Below are 24,217 nucleotides of genomic sequence, written 5' to 3'. Positions count from 1 at the left end.
ATACTATTGTTGAAAAATGTGACGAAAAACTTTGCAAATGAATTCTTTCTTGATCACATCAACCTTGAGCTTTTTGAAGGAGAGGTTCATGTCATCCTCGGTGAAAACGGCTCGGGTAAATCCGCATTGATGAAGACCATCTGTGGACTCTATTCCCGTGATTCCGGGGACATCGAGCTCTTTGGTAAGAGCGTGAACTTTGAAACCTTTCATGAGGCCAGGAAAAATGGTGTTTTTTATCAGCATCAGGATAATCAGCTTTTTGAGAATTTAAGTGTGGCCGAAAATGTCTATTTTGATCGTTTGGCGGCAAGCGTTCCGCTTCTCCGGCTTTTCAACAGAACGCGGCTTGATGCCGATTGTTACAGGCTTTTTAAGGAATTACACATAGATATCTCTCCCCGATCCTGCGTTCGGGATCTGGGCTATGCCCAGCGTCAGCTTCTTTCCGCTGTCAAAGCCTATGTTTCCGGAGCGGAGATTATCATGTTTGACGAACCGACATCCGCAATGAGCGAGATCGAGCGTGATATATTTTTCTCACTTCTCGACCGCCTTCGGGTAAGAGCCGAAGGTATTTTTTATATTTCTCATAGGATGGATGAAATAAAGCGGGTTGGTGACCGGGTTAGCGTACTTCATAAAGGGCGGCTTGTCTCTACGAATTCCATTCATGAAATCGACCGAAGTACCTTGGTGGGGATGATGATAGAAGAGCCGCATCAGGAGCGGTACCCGCGCTTGCGTATTAAGCCGGGCAAGCCTATCCTTGAGGTTCGGCATCTTGTGAGTAAGCCTATCCTTCGGGATGTTTCGTTTTCCCTTCGCAAGCAGGAGATACTGGGGATCACTGGTTTGATGGGGTCCGGAAGGACGCTTTTGAGTAACTGTCTTTTCGGGGTGGCTGAGATATCCGATGGCGAAATCGTTGTCGACGGAAAAAAGAAGCGTTTTTCCCATCCTCTGAATGCAATGCAGAGCGGCTTGATTTTGATTCCTGAAAACAGGGCTCAGAATGGAATGTTCCCCCCCCTGGATTTGCTGACGAATTCCACCATTGCAACCCTTTCTCGTTTTAAAGACGGTATGCACCTCAACGAACCCTATATGAGGCAGCTTGCCGCCGAGTATGTGAAGCGCCTGCGGATTTCTCCGGGACAGCACGACGATATCCTCCGTTTCTATTCGGGTGGGAATCAGCAGAAGGTCCTGCTCACCCGTTGGTTCATGTATCGGGCGAAGATTTACATCATGGATGAACCTACCCGTGGTGTTGATGCCGCGGCCAAGGTTGATATCTACAACGCCATCAATGATCTCATCAGCAAAGGTGCCTCTGTTATTTTGATATCCTCAGAGATAGAAGAGATACTGGGTATGTGCGACCGTGTGCTTGTGCTTGCGGGTGGCCGTATCGTATGTGATGTACCCCGCTCCGAAGCAAGCAAAGAGATTATTCTGGATTATGCGACGAGTGATGCATAAGCGAATTATCTTCATGAAGGGTTGGAATATAAGCCGGGATGGTTTCGCCTGCCTCCCTTTTTTCCTTGGCCGTTGATCGGGATGTGTAAATCTGACTTATCTCAAAATAGCCGTGGATCCTCCAAAGCTGCCTGAGCGTGGGGATCATTAGGGAGCGATTAAGCCCCTCTTTTACGGTATTCCGTGCTTCCCGTTTGAGAATTTCAGCAAATCTATCAATTTCCTTTATATATTCAATATTATCCAATATTCTGTCCTTTATAGCCTGAATCTTAACATGAACTCTCGTTTTTGTCAGCTTTTTTTACCCTCTATAATTATCGGTAAAAGGGTTGTCAGAATGACGAAATTCATGTGTAATCTATAGTGGTCTCACAGGTGCAGGGGGGCAAACTATGAGTGAGGTAGCAGAATGAACAAGATTCTCGAAAAGCGGCAGCTTTCCGAAGAAGTGTTTCGGATGAAGATTGAAGCGCCGCTGATTGCCAGAGAGCGAAAACCCGGGCAGTTTGTTATTATCCAGAAAGACACCAATTATGGAGAACGTATTCCGTTGACCATCGCGGATGCCGATCCCGATGAGGGGTCGATTACCATTATTTTTCAGACGGTTGGTAAAACAACCCATGAGATGGCCCTTTTCGAAGTTGGTGATTCCTTTGAAAATGTTCTTGGACCGCTCGGTCAGCCGACTCATATTGAGAAGGTCGGAACCGTCGTATGTGTGGGCGGCGGAATCGGTGTCGCACCTCTTCACCCCATTGCTCAGGCGATGAAGGCAGCCGGTAATCATGTCGTTATCATCATGGGCGCCCGAAATCGGGAGCTTATCATCATGGAAGATGAGATGAAAGCTATTGCCGATGAGCTGATTGTGTGTACCGACGATGGCAGTTACGGAAGAAAAGCGCTGGTCACCGAGCCTCTGAAGGAATACTGTGAGAGTGCCAACCCCGCCATGGCCGTGGCCATCGGTCCTCCCATCATGATGAAATTCTGTGCGGAAACCACCAGACCCTATGGTGTGAAAACGATCGTCAGCTTGAATACGATCATGGTCGACGGCACCGGTATGTGCGGAGGCTGTCGCGTTACGGTCGGGGGAGAAACCAAATTTGTATGTGTCGATGGGCCGGAATTCGACGGCCATCTGGTCGATTTTGATAATATGATGCTGCGTCTCGGCGCCTTTAAAGAGCGGGAGCAGGAAGACCACCATCAGTGCCACCTCGATATGGAGATTGCGAAAAAGAAGCAGGGGGCACTTCGATGAGTCACAAAAACGTCGATACGTTAAAGAGTGAAGCAAAGGTGCTTTGGGCCGACCTGCAGGGAAAGGAGCTTAAACCGAAAGATCGGCTTGCAATTCCCTGTCAGGATATGCCGAGCCAGGAACCGTCGGTCAGGATTCGCAACATGGCTGAGGTTGCCGTGGGGTACAGCGAGGAACAGGTTCGTGTCGAGGCTTCCCGCTGCCTCCAGTGCAAGAGTGCTCCCTGTGTAAAGGGCTGCCCGGTTTCCATCGATATTCCCCGTTTTATTAAGGCGGCCGAAGAGGGGCGTTTTGAGGATTCTCTTGCGGTTATCCGCGAAAGCAGCCTGCTTCCCTCTATCTGTGGACGGGTTTGTCCCCAGGAGTCACAGTGTCAGGAACACTGTACCGTCGGAAAGAGCCTGAAGGATGTGAACAGGGCTGTGTCGATCGGCCGTATCGAGCGCTTTGTCGCCGATTACGAGCGTGCAAAAGGCACGAAGAATATTCCGCAGATAGCCCCTTCAACAGGGAAAAAGGTTGCCATCATCGGCAGTGGCCCTGCCGGTATTACCGCAGCCGCCGATATCCGAAAGGCCGGGCATGATGTAACGGTTTTCGAGGCTTTTCACAAGCCCGGTGGCGTTCTGGTTTACGGAATTCCCGAATTCAGGCTTCCTAAGAGTATTGTTGAAGAGGAAATTCATACCCTTGAAGAAATGGGCGTCGATATTGAGCCTAATTTTCTGGTCGGACGGACCCGAAAGCTGAAAGACCTGATTGATAAAGATGGCTTTGATGCCGTTTTCATCGGTAGCGGTGCGGGGCTTCCGAAGTTTATGCACATCGAAGGCGAGAATCTGGTGGGAGTGCTCAGTGCCAATGAGTATCTGACCCGCTCCAACCTCATGAAGGCCTATGATCCCGAACATGCCGCCACCCCGACCTACAAGAGTCGCAGGGTTGCGGTCCTCGGAGGTGGTAACGTGGCCATGGATGCGGCCCGTACCGCGATTCGGCTTGGTGCCGAGAAGGTGTATATCGTCTATCGCCGGACCGAGGTTGAGATGCCTGCCAGGGTGGAAGAGGTCGGCCATGCAAAGGAAGAGGGGGTTGAGTTCCTTCTTCTCCGCAATCCCAAACGAATTATCGGGGATGAGAAGGGTCGGGTTCGCGCCATCGAAGTGTTGAGCTATGAGCTTGGTGAGCCCGATGAATCGGGGCGTCGCCGTCCCGTACCAATCGAAGGCAGCGAAAGCATCCTTGATGTAGATACTGTCATCGTTTCCATTGGGAATGATTCCAACCCCCTGCTGAAGCAGACTACCGAAGGGCTTGAGACCAACAAGTGGGGAAATATCATCGCCGATGAGGACGGAAAGACATCCATGGATCGGGTGTATGCCGGAGGCGATATCGTTCTCGGTGCAGCCACGGTTATTCTGGCCATGGGGCAAGGACGTAAAGCGGCTGCTGCGATCAACCGCATGCTTGCCGAGGAAGTATAGGAGTACATGAGAGGGGGCCTGCGTTTGTTTAAACGCGGGCCTTTTCTTTTGGGGTGTTTATAATGTTTCGACGCATGTAGAGGTGTACTATTTGGAAATGCAACAGATGCGACGTGCTGTGACCAGGGAACAAATCCCTGAGCTTCTGGCTGCAGGTGGTTATTTTGCAGGGATCAAGGGCTTTCCTCATTTTGATTCCCCCATCTGTCGGATCACCCAAAAGGATAAATTCGAAGCCATTCGTGAAGTTGTCGAACGATGCCAGGTTTTTTCGGAAATCGTGAACAAAGAGGGATTTATTGATGCCGTTTGCCAACGGGAACGGCTGCAAAGTACCGGGATCGGCCACGGTGTGGCTATCGCCCATGGAAAGTTCGAGGGGGTTGGGCGGGTTTCCGTTGGACTCGGTATATGCCATGAGGGGATCTGTTTCGATGCTGTCGACAATCAGCCTGTCCATTTGCTTTTTGTGATTGCAAGCCATCCCGATCGTCAGAATGAATATCTCAAAACCCTTTCGTGGCTGATGCGCTTTCTGAAAAACGCAACCTTGCGCAGGGCTCTGGTATGTCCCTGCCTGAGTCTGATCGATCCCGAAGGTTCATGCAGGGCCTTTGTCGAACGGCTGCGATCTCACCATTTCTCTTCCTGATCTTCTCCCGCGACAACATATTCCACGGGTATGTCGAAAGCGCCGGTGGGAATATCTTCGACAAGCTGAAAGGAAAAGCAAAGACCGACTGTTATTACTCGATCTCTGTAGGCGGCAAGGTATCGGTCGTAGTATCCCTTTCCATATCCAAGGCGTTTGCCTTCGCGGGTAAAGGCAGCCCCGGGCGCGATGAGCAGGTCATATTCTTTGTCCCGAGGTTCTTCCACCGGAAGCGTCGCAGCCGGCTCTGTGATGCCGTAAGCATGTCTGGTGAAAGGCCCTTTTAGATCTTCTATTCGGTGAAATACAATCTTTCTCCCCTCCATCCTCGGCAGGGCAACGACCTTACCGCAGGTCAAGGCATGGTCGATGATCTGGGTGGTATCGATCTCCCTGTCCATAGAACGAAAGATAAAAATTCGCTTGGCACTGTGCCACAGCCTTGTTGAAATGACGCGGTTCGCAGCGTGGCTGCTTTCCTCAAGGCGTTGCGCTTCTGTCGTTTTTGTAAGCAGATCGATGATTTCCCGCCTGAGTGCGCGTTTGTCGTTCCTTAACCGATGCACAGCCTCTTGTTGCTCTTCCGTTCCGCCTTCCATCTGCTTTACCTCCTTTCCAGCACAGCAAAGGATTCCAGGTGGTAGGTTTGGGGAAACATATCCGCGGCCCGCACGGTGAGAAGGTGATACCCTGCCGCGGTTGCAGTTTTTAGGTCCCGGGAAAGGGTCGCCGGATCACAGGAAAGGTAGAGTATGCGTTGGGCTTTCAGAGTGCAGAGCGCTTGCATCCCCTCACTTCCCACACCGCTGCGGGGCGGATCCAAGAGGATTACATCGGGCCTTTCTGTACCAAATGGGCGTATTGCTCCCCGTTTTATGGCCTTTACTGCTTCTATCGCATCGAGCCTTTGGTAGGATACCTGATGCGTATCGGCCGGGCCTTCCCTCCAGAGCCTGTTTGCCTGCTTGATCGATGAGGTGGCGATATCAAAACCTCTGATCCGGCAGCCTTGCCTGGCCAGGGGAAGGGAAAGGTTACCGTCTCCGCAGTAAAGGTCGAGAACTTTGGCTTCACTTTGAGTAATAAACCGGGCAATTTCATCCTGCAACAGGTGGTTGACCCCTTCGTTTGCCTGGCGAAAACCGATTGACTCATCCCCTCCGCTCCCTATTCGTTCCCACTGAACCTGATGCCCGTTCCCACCCGTCTCCTGGAAAAGAAACTGAGTATCGTGCGGAAACTCTGTTGAGCTTTCTATGCCCCCGATCACCCTCTTTTCCAGGTCGGGAGTCAGGACGGGGCACCGATCAATCGCTATCACACTGTGGCTTGATGCCGCATGATAGCCTAATCGTCCGTTTTCTCCGGATCGAAGCCGGGCCCTGCTTCTATAGCCGTAGACTCTGGGAGAGGCTATGGCTTCTTCCGGCGTGATGTCTATTGTTGCTATGCGTGCAAGATTCTGGCGAAGAATCTCACTCTTGCTTTTAAGTTGGGTTGTGTAGTCTATATGCTGCCATTGGCAGCCTCCGCATGAGCCAAAATGGGGGCACCTCGGGTTTGTTCTGTTTGGAGAAGGAATTTCGATCGAAAGCAGTTCTCCCCTCACGAAACGCTTTCCCCGGTGACGTATCCGTATGGAGAGCACATCACCTGGGGCGGAGAAGGGGACAAAGCAACGTATGCCATTCAGTGAGCTTTGGGGGGCCTCTATTGTCCCCACTCCGTCTCCCCCGAAGGCAAGGCTTTCTATCGTAATATGATAGGTGTCGACATTCATGGCACCATCATAGGGAATAATTTCCCTGTTGGAAATAGTTTTAATCCAGTTTACAATAATACCTGAGGAAAACAAAAAGAGTGAGGTAACGTATGGGGCAACATCGTTATATCGGTGCCCTGGACCAGGGAACCACCAGCAGCCGGTTTATTCTTTTTGACCACGGGGGAAGGATTGTTGCCGGCCATCAACTGGAACACCGCCAGATCTACCCTAAACCAGGGTGGGTCGAGCATGATCCTCTTGAAATCTGGCAACGTTGTTGCGATGTTATCCGTGCCACCCTCCAGAAAAGCGGCGTTGTCGCCGATGAGCTTGTCTCGATCGGTGTTACGAATCAGCGGGAGACGGTGGTCTGCTGGAATCCAAAGACCGGAAAACCCTTTTACAATGCCATTGTTTGGCAGGATATGAGGACAAGTGATTATATCGAGGCTCTTGCCGCCGACGGTGGCTACGACCGCTTCCGCCTGAAAACAGGCTTGCCCCTTGCCGCCTATTTTTCAGGCTCGAAGATGAAATGGATGCTGGATACTATCCCCGGTCTCAGAAAGGCTGCCGCAAAAGGTGAAGCCGTTTTCGGTACCATCGACACCTATATCATTTGGCAACTTACCGGTGGCCCCGGGCGGGGAATCCTGGTAACCGACGTCACCAATGCAAGCCGCACCTTTCTCATGAACATCACCGAACTTTGTTGGGACCAGGAGCTTTTGAACCTCTTCTCCATCCCCCGCAACATGCTCCCCGAAATTCGAAGCTCTGTTGCGGCTACTGCCTACGGCGTTACCGATGGTGGTGGTCCTTTGGGGGGACTTGTTCCTATTTCCGGGATACTCGGTGATCAGCAGGCGGCCCTTTTCGGACAGGCCTGTTTCGAGAGGGGAAGCAGCAAAAATACCTATGGAACGGGCTGCTTCCTGTTACTGCATACCGGGGAAGAAATTGTTCATTCCCATCACGGTCTTCTCACCACCGTCGCCTGCCGCATCGGCAAGCAACCTGCAACCTATGCACTCGAAGGGTCTGTTGCCGTTGCGGGGCTCCTTGTCCAGTGGGTGCGTGATAAGCTCGGTCTGATCAAAGAGTCCGGGGAAATCCGGGAGCTTGCTTCCCGCGTGAAGGATAACGGCGGTGTCTACATCGTTCCCGCATTCAGCGGGCTCTTTGCCCCCTATTGGCGGACGGAGGCCCGGGGCATCATTGCCGGTCTCACCGGATATGTCGATTCGGGCCATATAGCCCGGGCGGTCATCGAATCAACCGCTTTCCAGACGAAAGATATCTGCGATGCGATGGAGAAAGATTCCGGTCTCACGCTTAGCGAGCTTAAGGTGGATGGAGGAGCTGTTGTCGATGAGCTTTTGATGCAGTTCCAGGCCGATCTTCTCTCCATCCCCGTTATTCGCCCCGAAGTGACCGAGACCACGGCGCTCGGAGCCGCGTATGCCGCTGGTCTGTCGGCAGGATTCTGGAGTGGTCCATCGGAGTTGACGGGCCACTGGAGGGAGGAGAAACGATGGATTGCCGTAATGGATACGGAAGAACGGGAGAAACGACTCCGTTTCTGGCACAAAGCGGTAGAGCGCACCAAAGGGTGGCTGGACTGAACCGCAGGCAGGATACACGATGCCGATTCTCAATGTAATAAGCCCCTACCTGTATTATATTTATTTTCTCTTTGTTATCGTACTGACGATTACTATTCTTTTGGATAACAAGCCCCCTGAGGTGACTGTCGCCTGGCTCCTTGCCATCTACTTTCTTCCTTATGTGGGTGCTGTGATCTATTTGCTCAGCGGGGTCAACTGGAAGAGGCGAAAAATCGTCAAACAGCTCCCCGAGGTGACCTTTGAAACATATCTCGGATCGATTTTAGAACAGCAGCGCCATTTCCTCGAGGCGGTCAGCAGGAAGATCGACAACGACATGGCCAAGACGGTTTCTCTTGTCCTTAACTCGAGTAACGCCATTATCACCCTCGATAATCATGTCGATTTTTTTTATGAGGGCGGTTCCCTTTTTGAGCGGATGATCGAGGATTTGGAAGGGGCGGCGGAGACGATCCATCTGGAGTACTTTATCTATAAAAGTGACAGGATCGGACAGCGCATCGGGGAGATCTTGAAACGAAAGGCCCGAAGAGGAGTGAAGGTCCGCGTTCTTTTCGATGGCGTCGGGAATTTTCGGAAGATGAGCTGGCGCTTTAAGCGTGAGCTTCGGGAAAGCGGTGTCGAGGTTCGCTATTTTCTCGACCCTTTCAACGTTCTTACCGGAAGGTTGCTGAATTACTGCAATCACCGAAAAATCGTCGTTATCGACGGAAAAACAGCCTATACCGGGGGAATGAACATCGGTGATGAATATATAGACGGAGGAAAGCGCTTTTCATCCTGGCGGGATACCCACATACGGGTTACCGGTGAATCGGTTGCCATGCTCCAGGGGGTTTTTCTGTCCGACTGGTATAATTCGGGAGGGGAGAAGATTATCGACGAGCGTTTCTTTCCCGAACCGGATGCCGTAGACAACTATCTGCCCATCCAGGTGGTCTGCAGCGGCCCTGATTCAAATTGGTACACCCTGAAAAAGCTCTATTTTAACTTAATAGCAAATGCAAACGGTGAAGTTCTCATTCAAAGCCCCTACTTCATTCCCGACGAGAGTATTCGGAGTGCTTTGGAGGCATCGAGCCTTTCCGGGGTCGAAGTCCATCTCATCATGACCGGGGTTGCCGACAAACGTGTTCCTTTCTGGGTGGCTCATACCTATTTCGAGTCCCTGCTAAAGGCCGGCGTCAACATCTATTTTTATGAAAAGGGATTTTTCCATCCGAAGATGCTGGTTGTCGATGGCAATATTGCCACGGTGGGCAGCTGCAACATGGATGTAAGGAGCTTTCACCTTGATTATGAACTTAACATGCTCTTCTATGGTGAGACGGTCTGTAAAGGACTTGTTGAACAGTTCCGGAGGGATCTGCAGGAATGTCGAAAGCTGACCCCCGATATCTATAACAAACTTAGCTTTCCTGCTCGCCTGCGTAACGGCGTCTTTAGGATGATTGCGCCCGTACTTTGATGCCGGGGATACAGTGAAAAGCGCTGGAACAATTTTCGTTCCTGCGGTATGGTTGAACCAGCATGGATCTGTTTGTCGATATCGGAACAGTTGGAGAAGTCCTTCGGCTTCTCCTTGATATTTCCATACTCGCGTTTTTACTCTATCAGCTCTATATGATTGTGGCGGAGACCAGGGCGATTCAGCTGATAAAGGGTGCGCTATTTCTCGGAATACTTTATGCCGTCGCCTTTTTTCTGAAGTTGGAAACCATGCTGTGGATCATGAACAGCTTGGCGACTGTTATTGTCATTATTATTGCTATTGTTTTCCAACCCGAGCTAAGAAATATTTTTACTAGAATCGGAAGAGGAGAATGGTTTAGAAGCGCTAGCCGGGCAAGGCCGGAACAACTTGATACAGTCATAAATGCCGTGGAAATTCTTGCAGCACGTCGTCGGGGGGCGTTAATTGTATTCCCCCGTAAGGTGGGTATTAAGAATTTGATCGATCAGGGGACAAAGTTGAATGCCGATCTCTCAAGCAGCCTGCTTTTGACGATTTTCGGGCATGACACCCCTCTTCATGACGGAGCCGTTATCGTTTCCGGGGGAAAGCTTCTTTCCGCCGGCTGCTTCCTGCCTATGAGTGAGCAGACCGATATTCGCCGGAGCTTTGGGACCCGTCACCGTGCGGCTTTAGGTATGGCCGAGGATACCGATGCGGTGGTACTCGTGGTTTCGGAGGAGAGCGGAGCTATCTCCCTTGCCTTCGACGCGAACCTTCAATATGATCTTTCCTCTGCAGAGGTGGCCGGTACCTTGCGGGAACTTCTTGAATCCCCCGCAGATGAAAAGCAGGAGCAAAAGCGAGAAATACGGGGAGAGGAGAGAGAGGATGAGATCTGATCTGCTCTTTGAACGGCTTCTGCATAACTGGCCTGCAAAGGTGCTTTCCGTTGCCATTGCGATCTTTCTTTTTCTTTTCAACCGTATGGCGACCCTCGAGGAACGCTTCTTTTCTGTCCCTCTGGAGGTCCTCAGCAGCGAGAATTTCATCCCTGCAGAATCACTTCCCGAAAACGTAAGGGTTACAATTCGGGGGCGAAGTCAGGAGGTGAATTTGATTTTGGCCGAAGATATCAGGGCCTGGATCGATTTCAGCGATTTCGATCACGAAGGAACATTTTCGGCAGCGGTCCAGATTGAGAAAAAAGGTGCAGCACTTCATGCCGACCCCATAGAGATTAGGGTCGATCCTGCGACCTTGACGATACGCTTTGAAAAACGAATGCGCAAAAGTGTGGAGGTCTCGCCTAATGTGACGGGCTTTCCTGCCAAGGGATACGAATTGGGTCAGTATTTTCTTACCCCCACCACCGTTGAGGTGGAGGGCGTGCGCAGCACCATCGAACATCTGAGTTCTGTTTCCACCGAAGATATCGATATCGGCGGTAAGACCGAGGACTTTACCGTCAGGGTGAGGTTGGAACGACCTGATCAGACAACCCGCTTCCCCGGTGGTGATGTGGTTGAATTCTACGGAGTGGTCCAGGAGAGTGTGATTCTGAAAAGCCTTGAAAACCTTGATGTGATTGCCCTCGATCTTGATCCCTCTTTTGAACTTAGTGGAGAGATGCCGCCGAATCAGATGCGGATTCAGGGACGGCAGCTTCTCCTTGAAGGGCTTGGTCAGGGGGATATTCGATTTACCATCGATTGCAGCGCCATTGAACGTCCGGGAACCTATCTCCTGCCGCTGGTTCCCGATGTGCCTCAGGGAATCCTCGTTTTGCGCTATGATCCTGCGGAGGTGAGGGTTGATGTGCGTTATGCCGAAGTTCAGGAGCAGCAACAGTGATTATCGGAATAGGGGTGGATGTCGTCGACACGGAACGGCTTGAGCATTGGGTCAACAATCCAAAGATGCTCGCCCGTTTCTTTCATCCCGCTGAGGTAGCCGCCGCCCTGGATCGGGGGGCAGCCGCGGTTCTCTCCCTTGCGGCGCGTTTTGCCGCAAAAGAGGCCTTTGGCAAGGCCCTCGGTACCGGTATGCGGGGGCTCGTTTTGCGTGATATAGAGGTAATCAATCAACATAACGGAAAACCGGAGATTCAGCTCTACGGAACGGCCCTCAGGGCCTTCAGGCGCTCCGGCGGCAGGTTTCTCCATCTCAGCCTCACCCATGAAAAAAAGGCTGCCGTGGCAATGGTTGTCATAGAAGGAGATCCCATATGAGTGATGAACAAGCTGTTTCCACTTTGACCTTTTTCAGCAAGGATGAGATCGAATGCCCTGTCTGTGGCGCCACATTTTACCGGGAAGAGCTCCGTACCGGTAGGGGGCGTTTAATTGCCGGTGAATTGACCGACGAACTTCGTCGTCTCTATGAGCCCAGCCAAAAATATGGCGAGGTCTATCCCCTCATCTATACCATCACCGTCTGCCCCGTCTGCTTTTATGCGGCATTTGCGGCAGATTTTCCTACGGTCGAAGAGTCTGTTGCTGCTAAGCTGCGTGATCAGCAGGATCAGAGACACCGGCTTGTCGATTCACTTTTCCCTTCCCTCGATTTTCGTGGACGGCGAACGCTTGCCGAAGGAACGGCCGGCTATATTCTCACCACTTCCTCCATGGACGCCTTTCCCTCCGATAGGAGCCCCACCATCAAACAGGGACTCTCCTCTCTCCGGGCCGCCTGGCTCGCAGGAGACCTTCATCATAAGTATCCTGAGGAAAACTACGACTACCTCGCAAATGTCCTTTACAACAAGGCCCGTTTTTTTTACACCCTTGCCATTGAGTATGAAGGGGACGGACATCAGAGTATCAGCGACGCAGGTCACCTTGGCCCCGATCTTGACAAGAATTACGGTTATGACGGTGCACTCTACATTGCGGCTTTGCTTGAGTACTATCACGGCAGCGACGATGATATTTCTTCCAGGATTAAGAGCCTTGAGCGTGCCAAAAGGACCGTAGCCCGTATCTTCGGAATGGGCAAGGCCTCTAAGAATAAGCCTGCGGCTCTTCTTGAAAAGGCCAAGGAGCTGCATTCCGCCATCGGCAATGAGGTAAAACACCTTCAGGACTCTTTGGGGTAACATGGCTCGAAGGATAAAGATGATCGTTGCCTATGACGGAAAAAAATTTTCCGGATGGCAGGTCCAAAGGGAAGAGAGAACCGTCCAGGGTGTTATTGAAGCCGCCCTGGAGTCGATGGAGAAGCAAACGGTGAGGGTGACCGCCGCCGGTCGTACCGATTCGGGGGTCCACGCCAGGGGCCAGGTCGTCCATTTTGATACGACCCTTTCCTCAATTGAAGCGGATAGATTCGCTCCTGCCTTGAACGCCATCCTGCCCGCCGACGTACGTATTGTCGGCTCCTCTGCCGTTCCCGATGATTTTCACGCCCGCTACTCTGCGAAGGCCCGAAGTTATCGCTATTTCCTTTACCCGGGAGTTTGCGTTTCCCCGTTTCTACGCCCCTATTGTTATGCTCCTAGGTCCCTGCCGTCTATTGGGTCTCTCAACAGGGCCGTCTCTCCGCTATTGGGCAGCCATGATTTTTCTAGCCTTTCCGCAGCTGGCGATCCATCGCCCTCAAAAGTCAGGGTGATCTATCAGGCGGTTTTCCTGCAGCACAGGGGTATGATAGAGTTTAGGATAACGGGAAACGCCTTCTTGTGGCGTATGGTCCGTTCGATTGTCGGAACCGCTCTTGAGGTGGCTTCTGCCGAGGACCCCGCCCGAGCCATGAGGCTCATTCTTGATGAGAAGGATCGGAGCCTCGCCGGAACGACTGCCCCGGCAAGGGGGCTTTTTTTCTGGCGGGTTCATTACACCATGGAGCAGCTTTATGGATGAAAAACTTCTTGAAGGCTATTGGAACCTATTGAATCTTGGGGATGATTATCTGCGCTGTGGCAGGAAAAGGAGCCATCCCAGCCTCCGGGATGCGGGATTCACGGGGCTCAAGGCCTCTCCTGCACTTCGGTCCGCTCCTGCAAAGGATACGGATCCCGCCCTGCTCTTAAAGGAGATTGCTCAGGAGGTCTCCTCCTGTACCGCCTGCAGGCTCCACGAAGGACGGCACCACGCGGTTCCCGGTGAGGGAGTGGTCCGTCCCATGGTCCTGATCATCGGTGAGGGACCGGGGGCCCAGGAGGATGCCAGCGGAAGGCCTTTCGTCGGTCCTGCCGGGCAATATCTCGACAAATGGATGAAGGCCATCGGCCTTTCACGGTCGGAGCATCTCTTCATAGGGAACATCATCAAGTGCAGGCCCCCGGGCAACCGTGATCCTCTTCCCGACGAGGCGGCGGCCTGCCGTCCCTTCCTTGACCGGCAAATCGATATCCTACGTCCGAAGGCCATTCTGACGGTGGGACGGATAGCCATGCAGCTTTTGCTCGATACCACCGATGGAATCGGACGGCGTCACGGCAAGCGCTTTGAGTATCGCGGTATTCCTCTTGTTCCCACCTATCATCCAAGCGGAGTGCTTCGTAATCCGGAATATCGTGCCCCTGTATGGGAAGATCTTAAAGCCCTGCGGGGGCTGCTCGGGGAGTTGGGTTGAACGACTACTTTCTTCAACTTCTGTTTAATCTTCCTCTTGATGATAGCTTTACCTATCTTCCTCCTCTTGATGAAGCACAAGAGGAGCCATCTTCTCTGGAAGCTTTTGCAGCCCGGTGGAGAGGCAGAAGGGTAATAGCCCCTTTCGGCCGCAGGTCCGTCACCGGTTTTGTGATTGACGTTGCCGATCATCCCCCAAGAGGCGATTTTACCATTCGCAGGGTGACTCGGTGCATCGATGATGAACCGCTTTTCGGCGATCAGGAGCTGGAACTTGCCTCATGGATGGCGTCGATGTACCTGGCAAGCAAGGGTGAGGCCCTTGCCGCGATGCTTCCCGGCGGAAGGCGGGAGAGTGCGGTCCCCTCCTTTAGCGTGGAGGAGGAGATAGCCGCGATCAAGCCCCCTTCGCTGTCCACGCAGCAGTCGTCCGCCCTCGAGGCAATCCTCGGTAATGACCAGCGGGCAAAATACCTTTACGGGGTCACCGGCTCAGGAAAGACCGAGGTCTTCCTCAGGGCTGCGGAGGCGACGATCGCCGCTGGTAAAGGTGTGATCTATCTTGTGCCCGAAATCTCCCTTACGCACCAGCTTGTCGATGCGATACGAGGCCGTTTTACCGATCAGGTTGCTCTTCTCCACTCGGCCCTTACTCCAAGCCAGCGTCTTGCCGAATGGAAGAAGTTACGCGGGGGCCAGGCCCTGCTTGCCGTGGGAGCCCGCAGTGCCGTCTTCGCTCCGATCAGGAAACTCGGCATGATCATCATCGATGAAGAGCATGAGGCCAGCTACAAGTCGGGTTCTTCTCCCCGATACCATGCCCGGCAGGTTGCCATGCGACGCGTTTCTGTCTCCGGAGCCCGGCTTGTCATGGGCAGTGCAACCCCATCGGTGGAGGCCTACGCCTTTATGGAAGAGGGGAGCATTCAGCGTCTCTCCCTCACCGAGCGGATCGCAGGAGGCGTGCTTCCCTCCGTTGAGGTCGTCGATATGAAGGGCAGGAACGGAACCCTTTCCGATGAGCTCATCGCCAGGATGCGTTCGGCGAAAGAGGCCGGTCGCCAGTCAATTCTTTTTCTGAACCGGCGGGGGTTTAGCTACTTTTTTCACTGCCGAAGCTGCGGCTATCAGATGACATGCAAACGCTGTTCGGTGGCCCTTACCTTTCATAAGAGCAGCGGACGCATGGTGTGTCACTATTGCGGGTGGAGTCGTCCTCCTGTGGAGGCCTGCCCGGAATGCGGCTCCCTTGATGTCGGCTATTCCGGCTTCGGAACGGAAAAAATAGAGGAAGATGTACGAAACCATTTCCCCGATTTCCGTCTCGAGCGGGCTGATACCGATGCGGTTAAAAAGAAGGGAAGTCTTAAGCGTATCCTCGATCACTTTAAAAAGGGACAGACCGATGTTCTCCTTGGAACCCAAATGGTTGCCAAGGGGCTCAATTTTCCCGGAGTCTCTCTCGTCGGCATTGTTCAAGCCGATAGTTCGCTCCATCTACCCGATTTTCGTTCCCGTGAACGGACCTTTGCCCTGATTACCCAGGTTGCGGGAAGGGCAGGACGCTACGACAGCGATGGACGTGTGGTAATTCAAACCTTTACCCCGGAGGACCCTGCCATAGCCTTGGCTTCAGAGGGAAGGGTAGAGGAATTTTATCGTCAGGAGCTGGAGAGTCGCAGAGCGCTTGGTTTTCCCCCTGCCTCTCGGCTGCTTCGTCTTGTTTTTCGCAGCCGTAATGAAAAGGCGGCTGAAGCTGCCTGTGAGGGAGCCGCTTCCTTTTTACGGTCGCAGCTTCCCCGAGGTTCTGAAATTCTTGGTCCCGCCGAATGTCCGATCGCCATTATTGCGAAGAACTATCGATTTCAGTTGATCCTGCGCGCCCGGAAACTTTCCATGCTGTTACCGGCTGTCTCTGGGTATCGGCGGCAAAAAAGGGGGAAAGGTCTTTACGTTGAGTACGATGTCGATCCTGTTTCACTTCTTTGACAGGGCGATTGACGGTACCTATCTCTTTTTTATACTATTATGAAACGATGAAGATATTGACATTAGGTAATGAGCTCCTGCGGGAGCGTGCTGCAACGGTTGCGGATGTCGACGAATCCATTCGCCGCCTTGCCGATGATATGATAGTAACAATGCATGAGGACGACGGTGTTGGGTTGGCGGCCCCTCAGGTTGGGGTACTCAAGCGTCTTTTCGTCTGCCACGTCAGAGGCGATGTTCCGCGGGTATTCGTCAATCCCGAGATCATCGGCACAAGCCAGGAACAGGTGCGCTATGAAGAGGGGTGCCTCAGTATTCCCGGAGTCTATGCCGATGTGCTGCGCCCGGAATCAATCCAGGTCCAGGCAATCGATGAGAATGGAAAGGCCTTTAAACTTGCCGCCGAGGGCATGCTCGCCCGGGTCATCCAGCATGAAATGGATCATCTCAAGGGTGTATTGTTCATCGACCACCTCGAAGAGCGTAAGAGACGGCGCCTGCTGAAGCTCTACGAAAAGCGGTGGCGAGGGTAATGCGGGTTCTTTTCGCCGGTACGCCGGAAATCGCTGTTTCCTCTCTTAAGGCTTTGCTTTTCTCAAACCATCAGTTGTGCGGAGTATTGACCAATCCTGATCGGCCCAGGGGGAGGGGGCGTGCCCCTTCTCCGTCGCCTGTGAAGCAGGCCCTGCTTGACAGCGGGAAGCCCATCCCGCTTCTCCAGTTTGATCACCTTAAAGGGGAAGCTCGGGAGGCTGTTGCCGCTTTAAAACCGGATCTGCTTGCAGTGTTTGCCTTTGGCCGCATATTCGGACCGAAATTTCTGGCCCTCTTTTCTCAGGGGGGAATCAATGTGCATCCTTCCCTCCTGCCTCTCCACCGCGGCCCCTCTCCGATTCCATCCGCAATCCTCTCTGGTGATGAGAAGAGTGGTATAACGATTCAGCGCCTTGCTCGGGAAATGGATAGAGGTGCCGTTCTTTCCCGTCTTGTCCGCGATCTCGACGGTCGTGAAACCACCGCTTCTCTCAGCGCCTGGGCGGCGGAAGAGGGGGCAAAGCTGCTGGTTTCGACCATCGATGCTTTGGAACGTGGGGAGTTTACCGAGGAAGAGCAGGATGAGGTTTTCGCCTCCTATTCGGAAAAGATCGATGCGGATGATTCTTTAATCGACTGGAACCTCTCTGCGGTGCAGATCGATAGAATGGTGAGAGCATTTAATCCCTGGCCCAGAACCCGGACTACCCTGGAAGGGAAGGAGTTGCTGATTTTGGATAGCTTCCCTTTGTCGGCCGAAAAAAGCCTATCTGCGCCCGGCACGATAGCGGGAGTAGACAGGAAACGGGGAATTCTGGTACAAACAGGAGATGGATTGCTGGCCGTTGTTCGGCTGCAGCTTAAAACAAAGAGGCCCCTTGATTTTGCCAGCTTCTATAACGGCAATCGTGATATAGCAGGAAAACGGTTGGGAGGAAAGGAATGAGCGTTTTGGGTTTTCGAAAAAGAAAGAAGGAGCAGGCTGAGAACCAAACGGATCCGGAGCAGCGATATCTCAGGTTTCTCCTTTTTTTTGGTCTTGCCGCCGTTGTTTTGATGCTTATCATTACCGCCGTCACCTTTATGCTGACTTTGGATGCAAAAGAGGAGACCATGGTGCCCGATTTGGTCGGTATGCCTCTGGAGAATGCCATGCTTTCCCTCCAGGAAAAGGCACTGAATGCCGGTATTCAGCTGCGCTATTCAAATGCCCTTTCCGATAAGGGGATGATCCTCGGTCAGGATCCCGGGCCCGGAACCTTTGTGAAGGCTGGAACCCGGGTTGTGCTGCGTGTCAGCAAGGGGAAAGCCGTTGAGAAACTCGACAACTATGTTGGATGGAACGTCTCTGAGCTTGAAAGTCATCTCAAAAGCCTTGAAACGGTATACGGTCCCCTTTTGAGGCTCAAGAAGCCCTTTGTAAGGGTCTTCAGCGAAGAGCCTGCTGGAACCATTCTTGAACAGAAGCCAGAACCCGGGACCGAGCTTTCCGCCCTGACGGACCTTGAACTGGTTGTCAGTAAAGGGGCCGAGGGAGAACTCATTACCGTAGGTGATTATATAGGAATAGACTGGGAACGGGCCCGTGATATCATTGCCGGATCAGGCTTACCTTTTGTCTTTACCCTTCAGAATGATGCAAAAGGACGCCCGGGTACCGTTGTCGGCCAGAATCCCGCTGCAGGTGCAGAGGTCCCCGTAGATACGATTCGTCAATTGATCATCCTTGAACCCGATAATGTTGCGGAGGGGTATCAATTCGGTATGGTGGAACGGAGTCTTCCCGATTATCCGGTTCCCGTGCCGGTCCAGGTGGAGGCTATACTCCCCAATGGAACCAGAGAGGAGATCGTTTCGTTGCGACACTCGGGGGGGCTTCTTTCCATACCCTACGAGGTTCCCGATGATACAACCATCGTGGTGAATGTTAACGGCGAAGAGGTTCTTCGTCAGCGGGTCCAGGGAAAAGATTGATTTGAAAGAGCGACCTCTATCGATATCCGTTGACAGAGGTCCCGCTCTTTGGTAATGTATGGCTACTTTTTGCGGGCGTGGTGAAGTGGTATCACGGAAGCTTCCCAAGCTTCAATTGGGGGTTCAATTCCCCTCGCCCGCTTTTTGTTTCTCTTTATTTGACTTTCCGTACCCTTCACATACACTTAATTATTGATTCTCTTCGTTGAGCCGTGGGCCATTGTATCGGCTGGGAAAATCATGTTTCTTGCTTCCTTCGATTTGCAACACAATAGTGGGCCCTTTTGGGTGCTTCATTATCTCCTTCGCCGATACGTACGAACATACGGGTTTGATGTCTTTTCCATTTTTTATGTTTATATCGATATTTTTGTATTTGTTTTTTGGAAACGTTATCATAATTTTTTGTTAAGTAATTGTTAAGTAATGTTTTTTTAATTTGTTGTATTGTAGAAAAATAAGTCCTATTTAGAAATATGTAAAAAACATTTGACAAATACTATTTTAGGTGGGATCATGATTATATGCTAACGTTTGCAAAATATAAAGAATTTATGATGCCTTATTTTATGCAATGGGAGGAGACGATGGAGGCAAGGAGGGATTTTTGAAAACCGAAGAACACTTGCTGGAATTGCGGAACATCACGAAAAAATACCCTGGTGTTTTGGCGTTGGATGAAGTGAGCATGAACGTCCGACGGGGGGAGGTTCATGGGCTCGTCGGTGAGAACGGTGCCGGAAAGTCAACGCTTATTAAGGTGCTTGCCGGTGCTCATTCTCCTGATTCTGGGGAGATTGTTTTCGACGGCGAAAGTTTTCCGTCTCTTCTTCCTCATGAAGCGATGAATCTTGGTATTGCCTGTATCTATCAGGAACTTAATCAAGTGTCGTACATGACGGTAACCGAGAATATTTTTCTCGGAAGAGAATTGAAAAAGGGAAGCTTTCTTGACCTGGGCAGACAGGAGGAATTAGCGGAGAAGGTCCTCAAGGATTTTGATCTCGATATCGATCCCAAAACGCCTATGACCATGCTCGGTGTTGGACAATGCCAGATGGTTGAGATCTGTAAGGCGGTAAATGCCTCGGCAAAACTCATCATCATGGATGAGCCAACTGCCAGTCTGAGTGAAAAAGAAGCCGGAGAGTTGTTTCGAATCATTGAAAAGCTACGTGAAAAGAATGTCACAATGATTTTCATCTCTCACCGACTTGAAGAGGTGAAGTCCATTTGTGACGCTTTGACGGTCATGCGAGACGGCCAGGTCGTTGCAAACAAGAGAATCGATGAGGTTTCTGTCGATGATATTGTTAAGCTCATGGTCGGACGCGATATCACAAACAAGTATCCCAAAAAGATTTTTCCTCAGGGTGATGTCGTTCTTGAAGTCAAAAATTTGACGCACAAGGGTGTCTATGAGGATATAAGCTTCAAGGTCCATGCCGGTGAGATTCTGGGAGTTTCCGGGCTGGTGGGAGCAGGCCGCACCGAGGTTGCCCGTGGTCTGATGGGCGCCGATCCGATCGATTCGGGAGAGGTCTTCATCAACGGACAGAAGGTGACTATCAAGTCGCCTCGTGACTCCATTAATGCCGGCATTGCTTTCCTCACGGAGGATAGGAAGGGGCAGGGGCTGATTCTTCTTCAATCCGTTGAATTCAATGCTACTTTGGTCAGCCTTAAGAAGTTTAAGAAAAGAAAATTCTTTATTGATCTCCCGAAGATCAGGAAAGAATCGGTCAAGATGGTTAATGACCTTCGTATTAAGGTTCCGGACGTTTTTACCGTTTCCAGCCAATTGAGCGGAGGAAACCAGCAGAAGGTGGTCATCGCGAAATGGTTGATGACGCAGGCGAAAATTTTCATCTTTGATGAACCTACCCGCGGTATTGATGTTGGAGCGAAAATCGAAGTCTACAATCTTATTAACGAGCTGGTTGCCGGAGGGGCTGCCGTCATCATGATCAGTTCTGAGATGGATGAATGCATGGGTATGGCCGACAGAATTATCGTTATGCATGAAGGTTCTCTTACCGGAGAACTGGTTCGTGATGATTTCTCACAAGAAAAGATTATGTATGCTGCGTCCGGAATACCAGTATGAGTAATGGGGTCATTGTGGACAGATTGAAATGTGCGGTCATAGGTTTAGGGCGATTAGGTTGGCGGCATGCGGCAAATCTTGCCGGTACCATATCCGGTGCGGAGCTTGTTGCCGTTTCGGATGTATCAGTTGATGCCTGTAAACGGTTTTCTTCCGTCTATCCGGATGTGAAGGTTTATACGGACTATCATGACGTGCTGCAAGGTGCGGATATTGATGCGGTAATTATCGCTTCCTCTACAAGTATGCATGCCGTGATGCTGCGTGATGCAGTAGCTTCCGGAAAGGCCATTTTCTGTGAAAAGCCACTTTCGCTTAATCTGCAGGAGGCTCGGGAACTTCAGCGTCTTGTGAGAGATCATGGAAGTTTTGTTCAACTTGGTTTCATGCGCAGATTCGACACCGGTTATGCGGCGGCGAAAGAACGCATTGAGTCGGGTGCCATCGGAACCCCTGTTTCACTGTTGGGCATCAGTCGTGACCCCTCCTGTCCTCCCATAGAGTTTGCCAAAACCAGTGGAGGATTAATCATGGATCTTTGCATTCATGATATCGATTTATGCCGCTGGTTTCTCGAAGGTGAGGTTACCGAGGTATACGCACGGGGTTCTGTCGTTCGTTATGAAGCGTTACGGTCCATAGGTGATATCGATCACGTGAATATCGATCTTAGCTTTTCGAACGGGACCCTGGCGTCTGTCGAGGGTAGTCGCAATTCGCGATATGGTTACGATGTGCGAACGGAAGTGGTCTGTACCGAGGGCGCGGCCTTTATCGGTAAAATGCAAGATGAACCAGTGGTAATGATGGATGCAAAGGGTGTTTCCATGAAAACCGTGCCCGGTTTTCTTGAGCGCTTTGCGCAGGCATACCTCTCCGAGATGGAGCATTTTGTGGAGGATGTTCTTGCACATAATCCTCCGGCCGTTGGTGTGGATGATGGGGTAGCGGCGATGGAGATTGCCGAGGCGGCACAAACTTCTTTGGTGTCCGGCCGTACTGTAGCGTTAGGGAGGAAATAATGAGTACGAACACAACAAACGAAGGTGCGTCCAAGGAGAAGCAGACAGTGACGCAATCCGAAGGCGGAGCAAACGGAAATCAGCCGAAAAAGAAGAAGCGAAGGGGAAGTCTGGGCATTATTCTGAGTCTGATCGTCCTTTGTGTGATCATTTCGGTTCTTTCTCCAAGATTTCTGACTCTTGCCAACTTGAAAAATGTCATGTCGCAGGCAACAGTCAGTGCCGTTATTTCCGTTGGTGAATTCCTGGCTATTCTGACAGCCGGTATTGATCTTTCGATAGGATCGATCCTTGCCCTTTCCATCATGATGATGGGAATATTTGCCGTCAATCTGGGGATTAACCCCATTGTGGCTATGCTACTTTGTCTTGCAGTTGGAAGTTTATTCGGCTTGGTAAATGGTCTTCTTCTTACAAAGTTGAAGCTTCCTCATCCCTTTATTTCAACCATGGGTACCAAGATGATCGCCCGAGGCCTTGCCTTGGCCGTTACGGCGGCCGCGCCGATCAGTGGATTTGCTCTTTCCATTCAGTATCTGGGAAGCAGATCCGTCGGGCCGATTCCCTCAAGTGCCCTTTTGGTTGTTATTGTGTATGCGGTTATGTACATTTTCATGACATATACGGCTGTAGGGCGTCATATCTACGCGGTCGGTGGAAATGTTGAAGCCAGCCGCTTAAGTGGCATCAATGTCGACAAGGTACTGTGCATTGTCTATACCCTCAGCGGTTTTATGTCGGCACTTGCCGGTATCCTTCTTGTAGGGCGTGTGAATGCTGCCTATCCCCTTGCCGGTACCGATTACGAGACCGACGCCATTGCGGCCGTTATTATCGGCGGTGCCAGTTTCGCCGGTGGTGTTGGAAAGATTCTGAATACGATTATCGGGGTTATGATCATTGCTGTTCTGCGCAATGGTTTGAATTTGCTCAATGTCGATTCGGCATACCAGACGGTTGCCATTGGTGTTGTCATTATCTTGGCTGTTTACCTCGATGTTTTGCGGCAGGCAGCTGCAAAGCGTGCATGATGATTACATACATGATAATCAGATGAAGGAGGCAGAAGGGAACAGAAATAGCGAAAGCTGGGAGATGTGATTGCTCCCAAACGCAGGGCATGGAAAAGCAATCTCTTGTGATGTATGCAAGAGGAAGCCCGGGCGTTCAAGGAATCGAGGATGTCGCGGTAGCATTCGTATCCGCAAAAAGCCGCAGAGCTCGGCTTATCATAGTTTTCCAAATAGTACAGGAGGGATGAAATGAAAAAGGTATGTGTGAGTCTCTTGACTCTGGCATTCGCGCTGACTTCGTTGAATATCTTCGCCCAGGGCGGTCAGGAATCGGCTGATAGTAAAGACGGCGGCAAGATGGAAATTGCTGTGGTTCTGAAAACCTTGAGCAGTGAATATTGGAAACGTGTTGTTAAGGGAGCTGATGAAGCTGCTGCAAAGTACGATGTCGAACTGATTAAGCTTGGCCCGCCGACCGAAGATGCTGTTGAGCAGCAGATCAACATGGTCCAAGATGCCCTGACTGCAAAACCCGCAGCTCTGGTTTTCTCTCCCTCTCAGCCTCCGACGGCTGTCAATGTTCTTCGCTCTGCCAAGGATATGGGAATCCCCGTTATCCTGGTTGATACCCCCATGGGTGATCTTGCCGAGTATGATACCTTTATCGGTACCGAAAACTACACTGCAGGAAAGTCCGGTGGTGAGGCTCTTATAAAAGCTTTGGGAAAAACAAGTGGTGCTGCAGTCCTTATCGAAGGCGCTCCCGGTAATCCCACGACAACCGAGCGAGCCGATGGTGCCGGTGATGCTTTCAAGGCTGCCGGAATCGAAGTAGTTGCTCGTCAGCCCGGATACAGCGACCGAGAAAAAGCTTATACCGTTATGCAGAATATCTTGCAGGTCAACAAGAATGTTGACATCGTCTTTTGCTCAAACGATGAGATGGCCCTTGGTGCTCTTCGTGCACTTCAGCAGGCAGGCGCAAAGGCTCTGGTTATGGGTGTGGACGGCAACAAGGACGCTCTGAAATCAATCCTTGAAGGTGGCCTTTTCGGGACTGTCGCTCAGAAGCCTGAAATGATGGGATACCTCGGAGTAGAGAATGCCATAAAGGCAGCAAAGGGCGAAACGATTGAAAAGCGCATCGATAGTGGTGTCGACATCATCACCAAAGAAAATGCACAGGCTGCTCTTGATAGTCAGTCCTAAAAAATCGACGATACGTCGATAGACAGGTATAACAAAGGGGGCCTAAAAAGGC

Annotated in this window: 22 protein-coding genes and 1 tRNA gene; 21 read left to right on the top strand and 2 right to left on the bottom strand. The window is 51.5% G+C overall.

What is annotated here, in order from left to right:
- Window positions 1–18 precede the first annotated feature (18 nt).
- The 4 genes from F459_RS0109025 to F459_RS0109005 all read left to right on the top strand — a co-directional run bounded on the left by F459_RS0109025 (window position 19) and on the right by F459_RS0109005 (window position 4,897).
- The gene (locus F459_RS0109025) at window positions 19–1,485 is read left to right on the top strand and encodes a sugar ABC transporter ATP-binding protein (protein ID WP_245540132.1); all 1,467 of its coding nucleotides are present in this window, start codon (window positions 19–21) and stop codon (window positions 1,483–1,485) included.
- 412 nt (window positions 1,486–1,897) lie between these two features.
- Window positions 1,898–2,758: a sulfide/dihydroorotate dehydrogenase-like FAD/NAD-binding protein gene (locus F459_RS0109015; protein ID WP_020612408.1), complete on the top strand. Its 861-nt coding sequence runs from the start codon at window positions 1,898–1,900 to the stop codon at window positions 2,756–2,758.
- Entirely contained in the window at window positions 2,755–4,245 is a 1,491-nt protein-coding gene (gltA, locus tag F459_RS0109010; RefSeq protein WP_020612407.1) for an NADPH-dependent glutamate synthase, read from the top strand. The genes F459_RS0109015 and gltA overlap by 4 nt, the downstream gene beginning before the upstream one ends.
- Window positions 4,246–4,342: 97 nt before the next feature.
- On the top strand, window positions 4,343–4,897 hold the full coding sequence (locus F459_RS0109005; protein WP_245540131.1) for a PTS sugar transporter subunit IIA: 555 nt from the start codon (window positions 4,343–4,345) through the stop codon (window positions 4,895–4,897).
- Here F459_RS0109005 and F459_RS0109000 read toward each other — a convergent pair.
- Window positions 4,879–5,496, bottom strand: a complete 618-nt coding sequence (locus tag F459_RS0109000; RefSeq protein WP_020612405.1) for a 5-formyltetrahydrofolate cyclo-ligase — start codon at window positions 5,494–5,496, stop codon at window positions 4,879–4,881. The two genes, F459_RS0109005 and F459_RS0109000, sit on opposite strands and share 19 nt — an antisense overlap.
- Window positions 5,497–5,501: 5 nt before the next feature.
- On the bottom strand, window positions 5,502–6,677 hold the full coding sequence (locus F459_RS0108995; protein ID WP_020612404.1) for a class I SAM-dependent RNA methyltransferase: 1,176 nt from the start codon (window positions 6,675–6,677) through the stop codon (window positions 5,502–5,504).
- 92 nt (window positions 6,678–6,769) lie between these two features.
- Between F459_RS0108995 and glpK the strand changes: the two genes are divergently transcribed.
- The 17 genes from glpK (at window position 6,770) to F459_RS0108900 (ending at window position 24,165) form a co-directional block, all read left to right on the top strand.
- Window positions 6,770–8,287, top strand: coding sequence for a glycerol kinase GlpK (gene glpK / locus F459_RS0108990; protein ID WP_020612403.1), 1,518 nt, complete (start codon window positions 6,770–6,772; stop codon window positions 8,285–8,287).
- 19 nt (window positions 8,288–8,306) lie between these two features.
- Window positions 8,307–9,758 (top strand): cardiolipin synthase, encoded by a 1,452-nt coding sequence (gene cls, locus F459_RS0108985; protein WP_020612402.1) that lies wholly within the window; start codon window positions 8,307–8,309, stop codon window positions 9,756–9,758.
- 62 nt (window positions 9,759–9,820) lie between these two features.
- On the top strand, window positions 9,821–10,645 hold the full coding sequence (gene cdaA, locus F459_RS0108980) for a diadenylate cyclase CdaA (RefSeq protein WP_020612401.1): 825 nt from the start codon (window positions 9,821–9,823) through the stop codon (window positions 10,643–10,645).
- Entirely contained in the window at window positions 10,635–11,597 is a 963-nt protein-coding gene (locus tag F459_RS0108975; RefSeq protein WP_020612400.1) for a CdaR family protein, read from the top strand. Before cdaA ends, F459_RS0108975 begins: the two co-directional genes overlap by 11 nt.
- Entirely contained in the window at window positions 11,594–11,974 is a 381-nt protein-coding gene (locus F459_RS0108970) for a holo-ACP synthase (protein ID WP_020612399.1), read from the top strand. Before F459_RS0108975 ends, F459_RS0108970 begins: the two co-directional genes overlap by 4 nt.
- A complete protein-coding gene (locus tag F459_RS0108965; RefSeq protein WP_020612398.1) occupies window positions 11,971–12,840 on the top strand; it encodes a DUF2225 domain-containing protein in 870 nt (289 codons plus the stop codon). The genes F459_RS0108970 and F459_RS0108965 overlap by 4 nt, the downstream gene beginning before the upstream one ends.
- Before the next feature lies 1 nt (window position 12,841).
- Window positions 12,842–13,603: a tRNA pseudouridine(38-40) synthase TruA gene (gene truA, locus F459_RS0108960; protein ID WP_026294970.1), complete on the top strand. Its 762-nt coding sequence runs from the start codon at window positions 12,842–12,844 to the stop codon at window positions 13,601–13,603.
- Window positions 13,596–14,318 (top strand): uracil-DNA glycosylase, encoded by a 723-nt coding sequence (locus F459_RS0108955; protein WP_020612396.1) that lies wholly within the window; start codon window positions 13,596–13,598, stop codon window positions 14,316–14,318. The genes truA and F459_RS0108955 overlap by 8 nt, the downstream gene beginning before the upstream one ends.
- Window positions 14,315–16,306, top strand: coding sequence for a replication restart helicase PriA (priA, locus tag F459_RS0108950; protein ID WP_020612395.1), 1,992 nt, complete (start codon window positions 14,315–14,317; stop codon window positions 16,304–16,306). Before F459_RS0108955 ends, priA begins: the two co-directional genes overlap by 4 nt.
- 47 nt (window positions 16,307–16,353) lie before the next feature.
- Window positions 16,354–16,839: a peptide deformylase gene (gene def, locus F459_RS0108945; RefSeq protein WP_020612394.1), complete on the top strand. Its 486-nt coding sequence runs from the start codon at window positions 16,354–16,356 to the stop codon at window positions 16,837–16,839.
- Entirely contained in the window at window positions 16,839–17,786 is a 948-nt protein-coding gene (gene fmt / locus F459_RS0108940; RefSeq protein ID WP_020612393.1) for a methionyl-tRNA formyltransferase, read from the top strand. Before def ends, fmt begins: the two co-directional genes overlap by 1 nt.
- Window positions 17,783–18,814 (top strand): PASTA domain-containing protein, encoded by a 1,032-nt coding sequence (locus tag F459_RS0108935; protein ID WP_020612392.1) that lies wholly within the window; start codon window positions 17,783–17,785, stop codon window positions 18,812–18,814. The genes fmt and F459_RS0108935 overlap by 4 nt, the downstream gene beginning before the upstream one ends.
- 71 nt (window positions 18,815–18,885) lie before the next feature.
- Window positions 18,886–18,956: transfer RNA gene (locus F459_RS0108930), tRNA-Gly, on the top strand.
- 465 nt (window positions 18,957–19,421) lie between these two features.
- Entirely contained in the window at window positions 19,422–20,921 is a 1,500-nt protein-coding gene (locus F459_RS0108920; protein WP_245540130.1) for a sugar ABC transporter ATP-binding protein, read from the top strand.
- Window positions 20,918–21,943 carry an inositol 2-dehydrogenase gene (gene iolG / locus F459_RS0108915; protein ID WP_020612389.1) on the top strand — a complete coding sequence of 342 codons (1,026 nt, stop codon included), beginning with the start codon at window positions 20,918–20,920 and terminating at the stop codon, window positions 21,941–21,943. The genes F459_RS0108920 and iolG overlap by 4 nt, the downstream gene beginning before the upstream one ends.
- Window positions 21,943–22,974 carry an ABC transporter permease gene (locus F459_RS0108910; RefSeq protein ID WP_020612388.1) on the top strand — a complete coding sequence of 344 codons (1,032 nt, stop codon included), beginning with the start codon at window positions 21,943–21,945 and terminating at the stop codon, window positions 22,972–22,974. Before iolG ends, F459_RS0108910 begins: the two co-directional genes overlap by 1 nt.
- Before the next feature lie 231 nt (window positions 22,975–23,205).
- The gene (locus F459_RS0108900) at window positions 23,206–24,165 is read left to right on the top strand and encodes a sugar ABC transporter substrate-binding protein (RefSeq protein ID WP_020612386.1); all 960 of its coding nucleotides are present in this window, start codon (window positions 23,206–23,208) and stop codon (window positions 24,163–24,165) included.
- Window positions 24,166–24,217: the final 52 nt, after the last annotated feature.

This window comes from Sediminispirochaeta bajacaliforniensis DSM 16054, assembly GCF_000378205.1.
Taxonomy (GTDB): Bacteria; Spirochaetota; Spirochaetia; order DSM-16054; family Sediminispirochaetaceae; genus Sediminispirochaeta; species Sediminispirochaeta bajacaliforniensis.
The sequence above is the reverse complement of the archived record's forward strand: the minus strand, read 5'-3'. Positions and strand labels throughout refer to the sequence as shown.

Excerpts from the sequence above, each read along its gene's own strand:
- F459_RS0109015 (WP_020612408.1), top strand. The coding sequence starts at position 1,898 with ATGAACAAGATTCTCGAAAAGCGGCAGCTTTCCGAAGAAGTGTTTCGG.
- gltA (WP_020612407.1), top strand. The coding sequence starts at position 2,755 with ATGAGTCACAAAAACGTCGATACGTTAAAGAGTGAAGCAAAGGTGCTT.
- F459_RS0109005 (WP_245540131.1), top strand. The coding sequence starts at position 4,343 with ATGCAACAGATGCGACGTGCTGTGACCAGGGAACAAATCCCTGAGCTT.
- F459_RS0109000 (WP_020612405.1), bottom strand. The coding sequence starts at position 5,496 with ATGGAAGGCGGAACGGAAGAGCAACAAGAGGCTGTGCATCGGTTAAGG.
- F459_RS0108995 (WP_020612404.1), bottom strand. The coding sequence starts at position 6,677 with ATGAATGTCGACACCTATCATATTACGATAGAAAGCCTTGCCTTCGGG.
- glpK (WP_020612403.1), top strand. The coding sequence starts at position 6,770 with ATGGGGCAACATCGTTATATCGGTGCCCTGGACCAGGGAACCACCAGC.
- cls (WP_020612402.1), top strand. The coding sequence starts at position 8,307 with ATGCCGATTCTCAATGTAATAAGCCCCTACCTGTATTATATTTATTTT.
- cdaA (WP_020612401.1), top strand. The coding sequence starts at position 9,821 with ATGGATCTGTTTGTCGATATCGGAACAGTTGGAGAAGTCCTTCGGCTT.
- F459_RS0108975 (WP_020612400.1), top strand. The coding sequence starts at position 10,635 with ATGAGATCTGATCTGCTCTTTGAACGGCTTCTGCATAACTGGCCTGCA.
- F459_RS0108965 (WP_020612398.1), top strand. The coding sequence starts at position 11,971 with ATGAGTGATGAACAAGCTGTTTCCACTTTGACCTTTTTCAGCAAGGAT.
- truA (WP_026294970.1), top strand. The coding sequence starts at position 12,842 with ATGGCTCGAAGGATAAAGATGATCGTTGCCTATGACGGAAAAAAATTT.
- F459_RS0108955 (WP_020612396.1), top strand. The coding sequence starts at position 13,596 with ATGGATGAAAAACTTCTTGAAGGCTATTGGAACCTATTGAATCTTGGG.
- def (WP_020612394.1), top strand. The coding sequence starts at position 16,354 with ATGAAGATATTGACATTAGGTAATGAGCTCCTGCGGGAGCGTGCTGCA.
- fmt (WP_020612393.1), top strand. The coding sequence starts at position 16,839 with ATGCGGGTTCTTTTCGCCGGTACGCCGGAAATCGCTGTTTCCTCTCTT.
- F459_RS0108935 (WP_020612392.1), top strand. The coding sequence starts at position 17,783 with ATGAGCGTTTTGGGTTTTCGAAAAAGAAAGAAGGAGCAGGCTGAGAAC.
- iolG (WP_020612389.1), top strand. The coding sequence starts at position 20,918 with ATGAGTAATGGGGTCATTGTGGACAGATTGAAATGTGCGGTCATAGGT.
- F459_RS0108910 (WP_020612388.1), top strand. The coding sequence starts at position 21,943 with ATGAGTACGAACACAACAAACGAAGGTGCGTCCAAGGAGAAGCAGACA.
- F459_RS0108900 (WP_020612386.1), top strand. The coding sequence starts at position 23,206 with ATGAAAAAGGTATGTGTGAGTCTCTTGACTCTGGCATTCGCGCTGACT.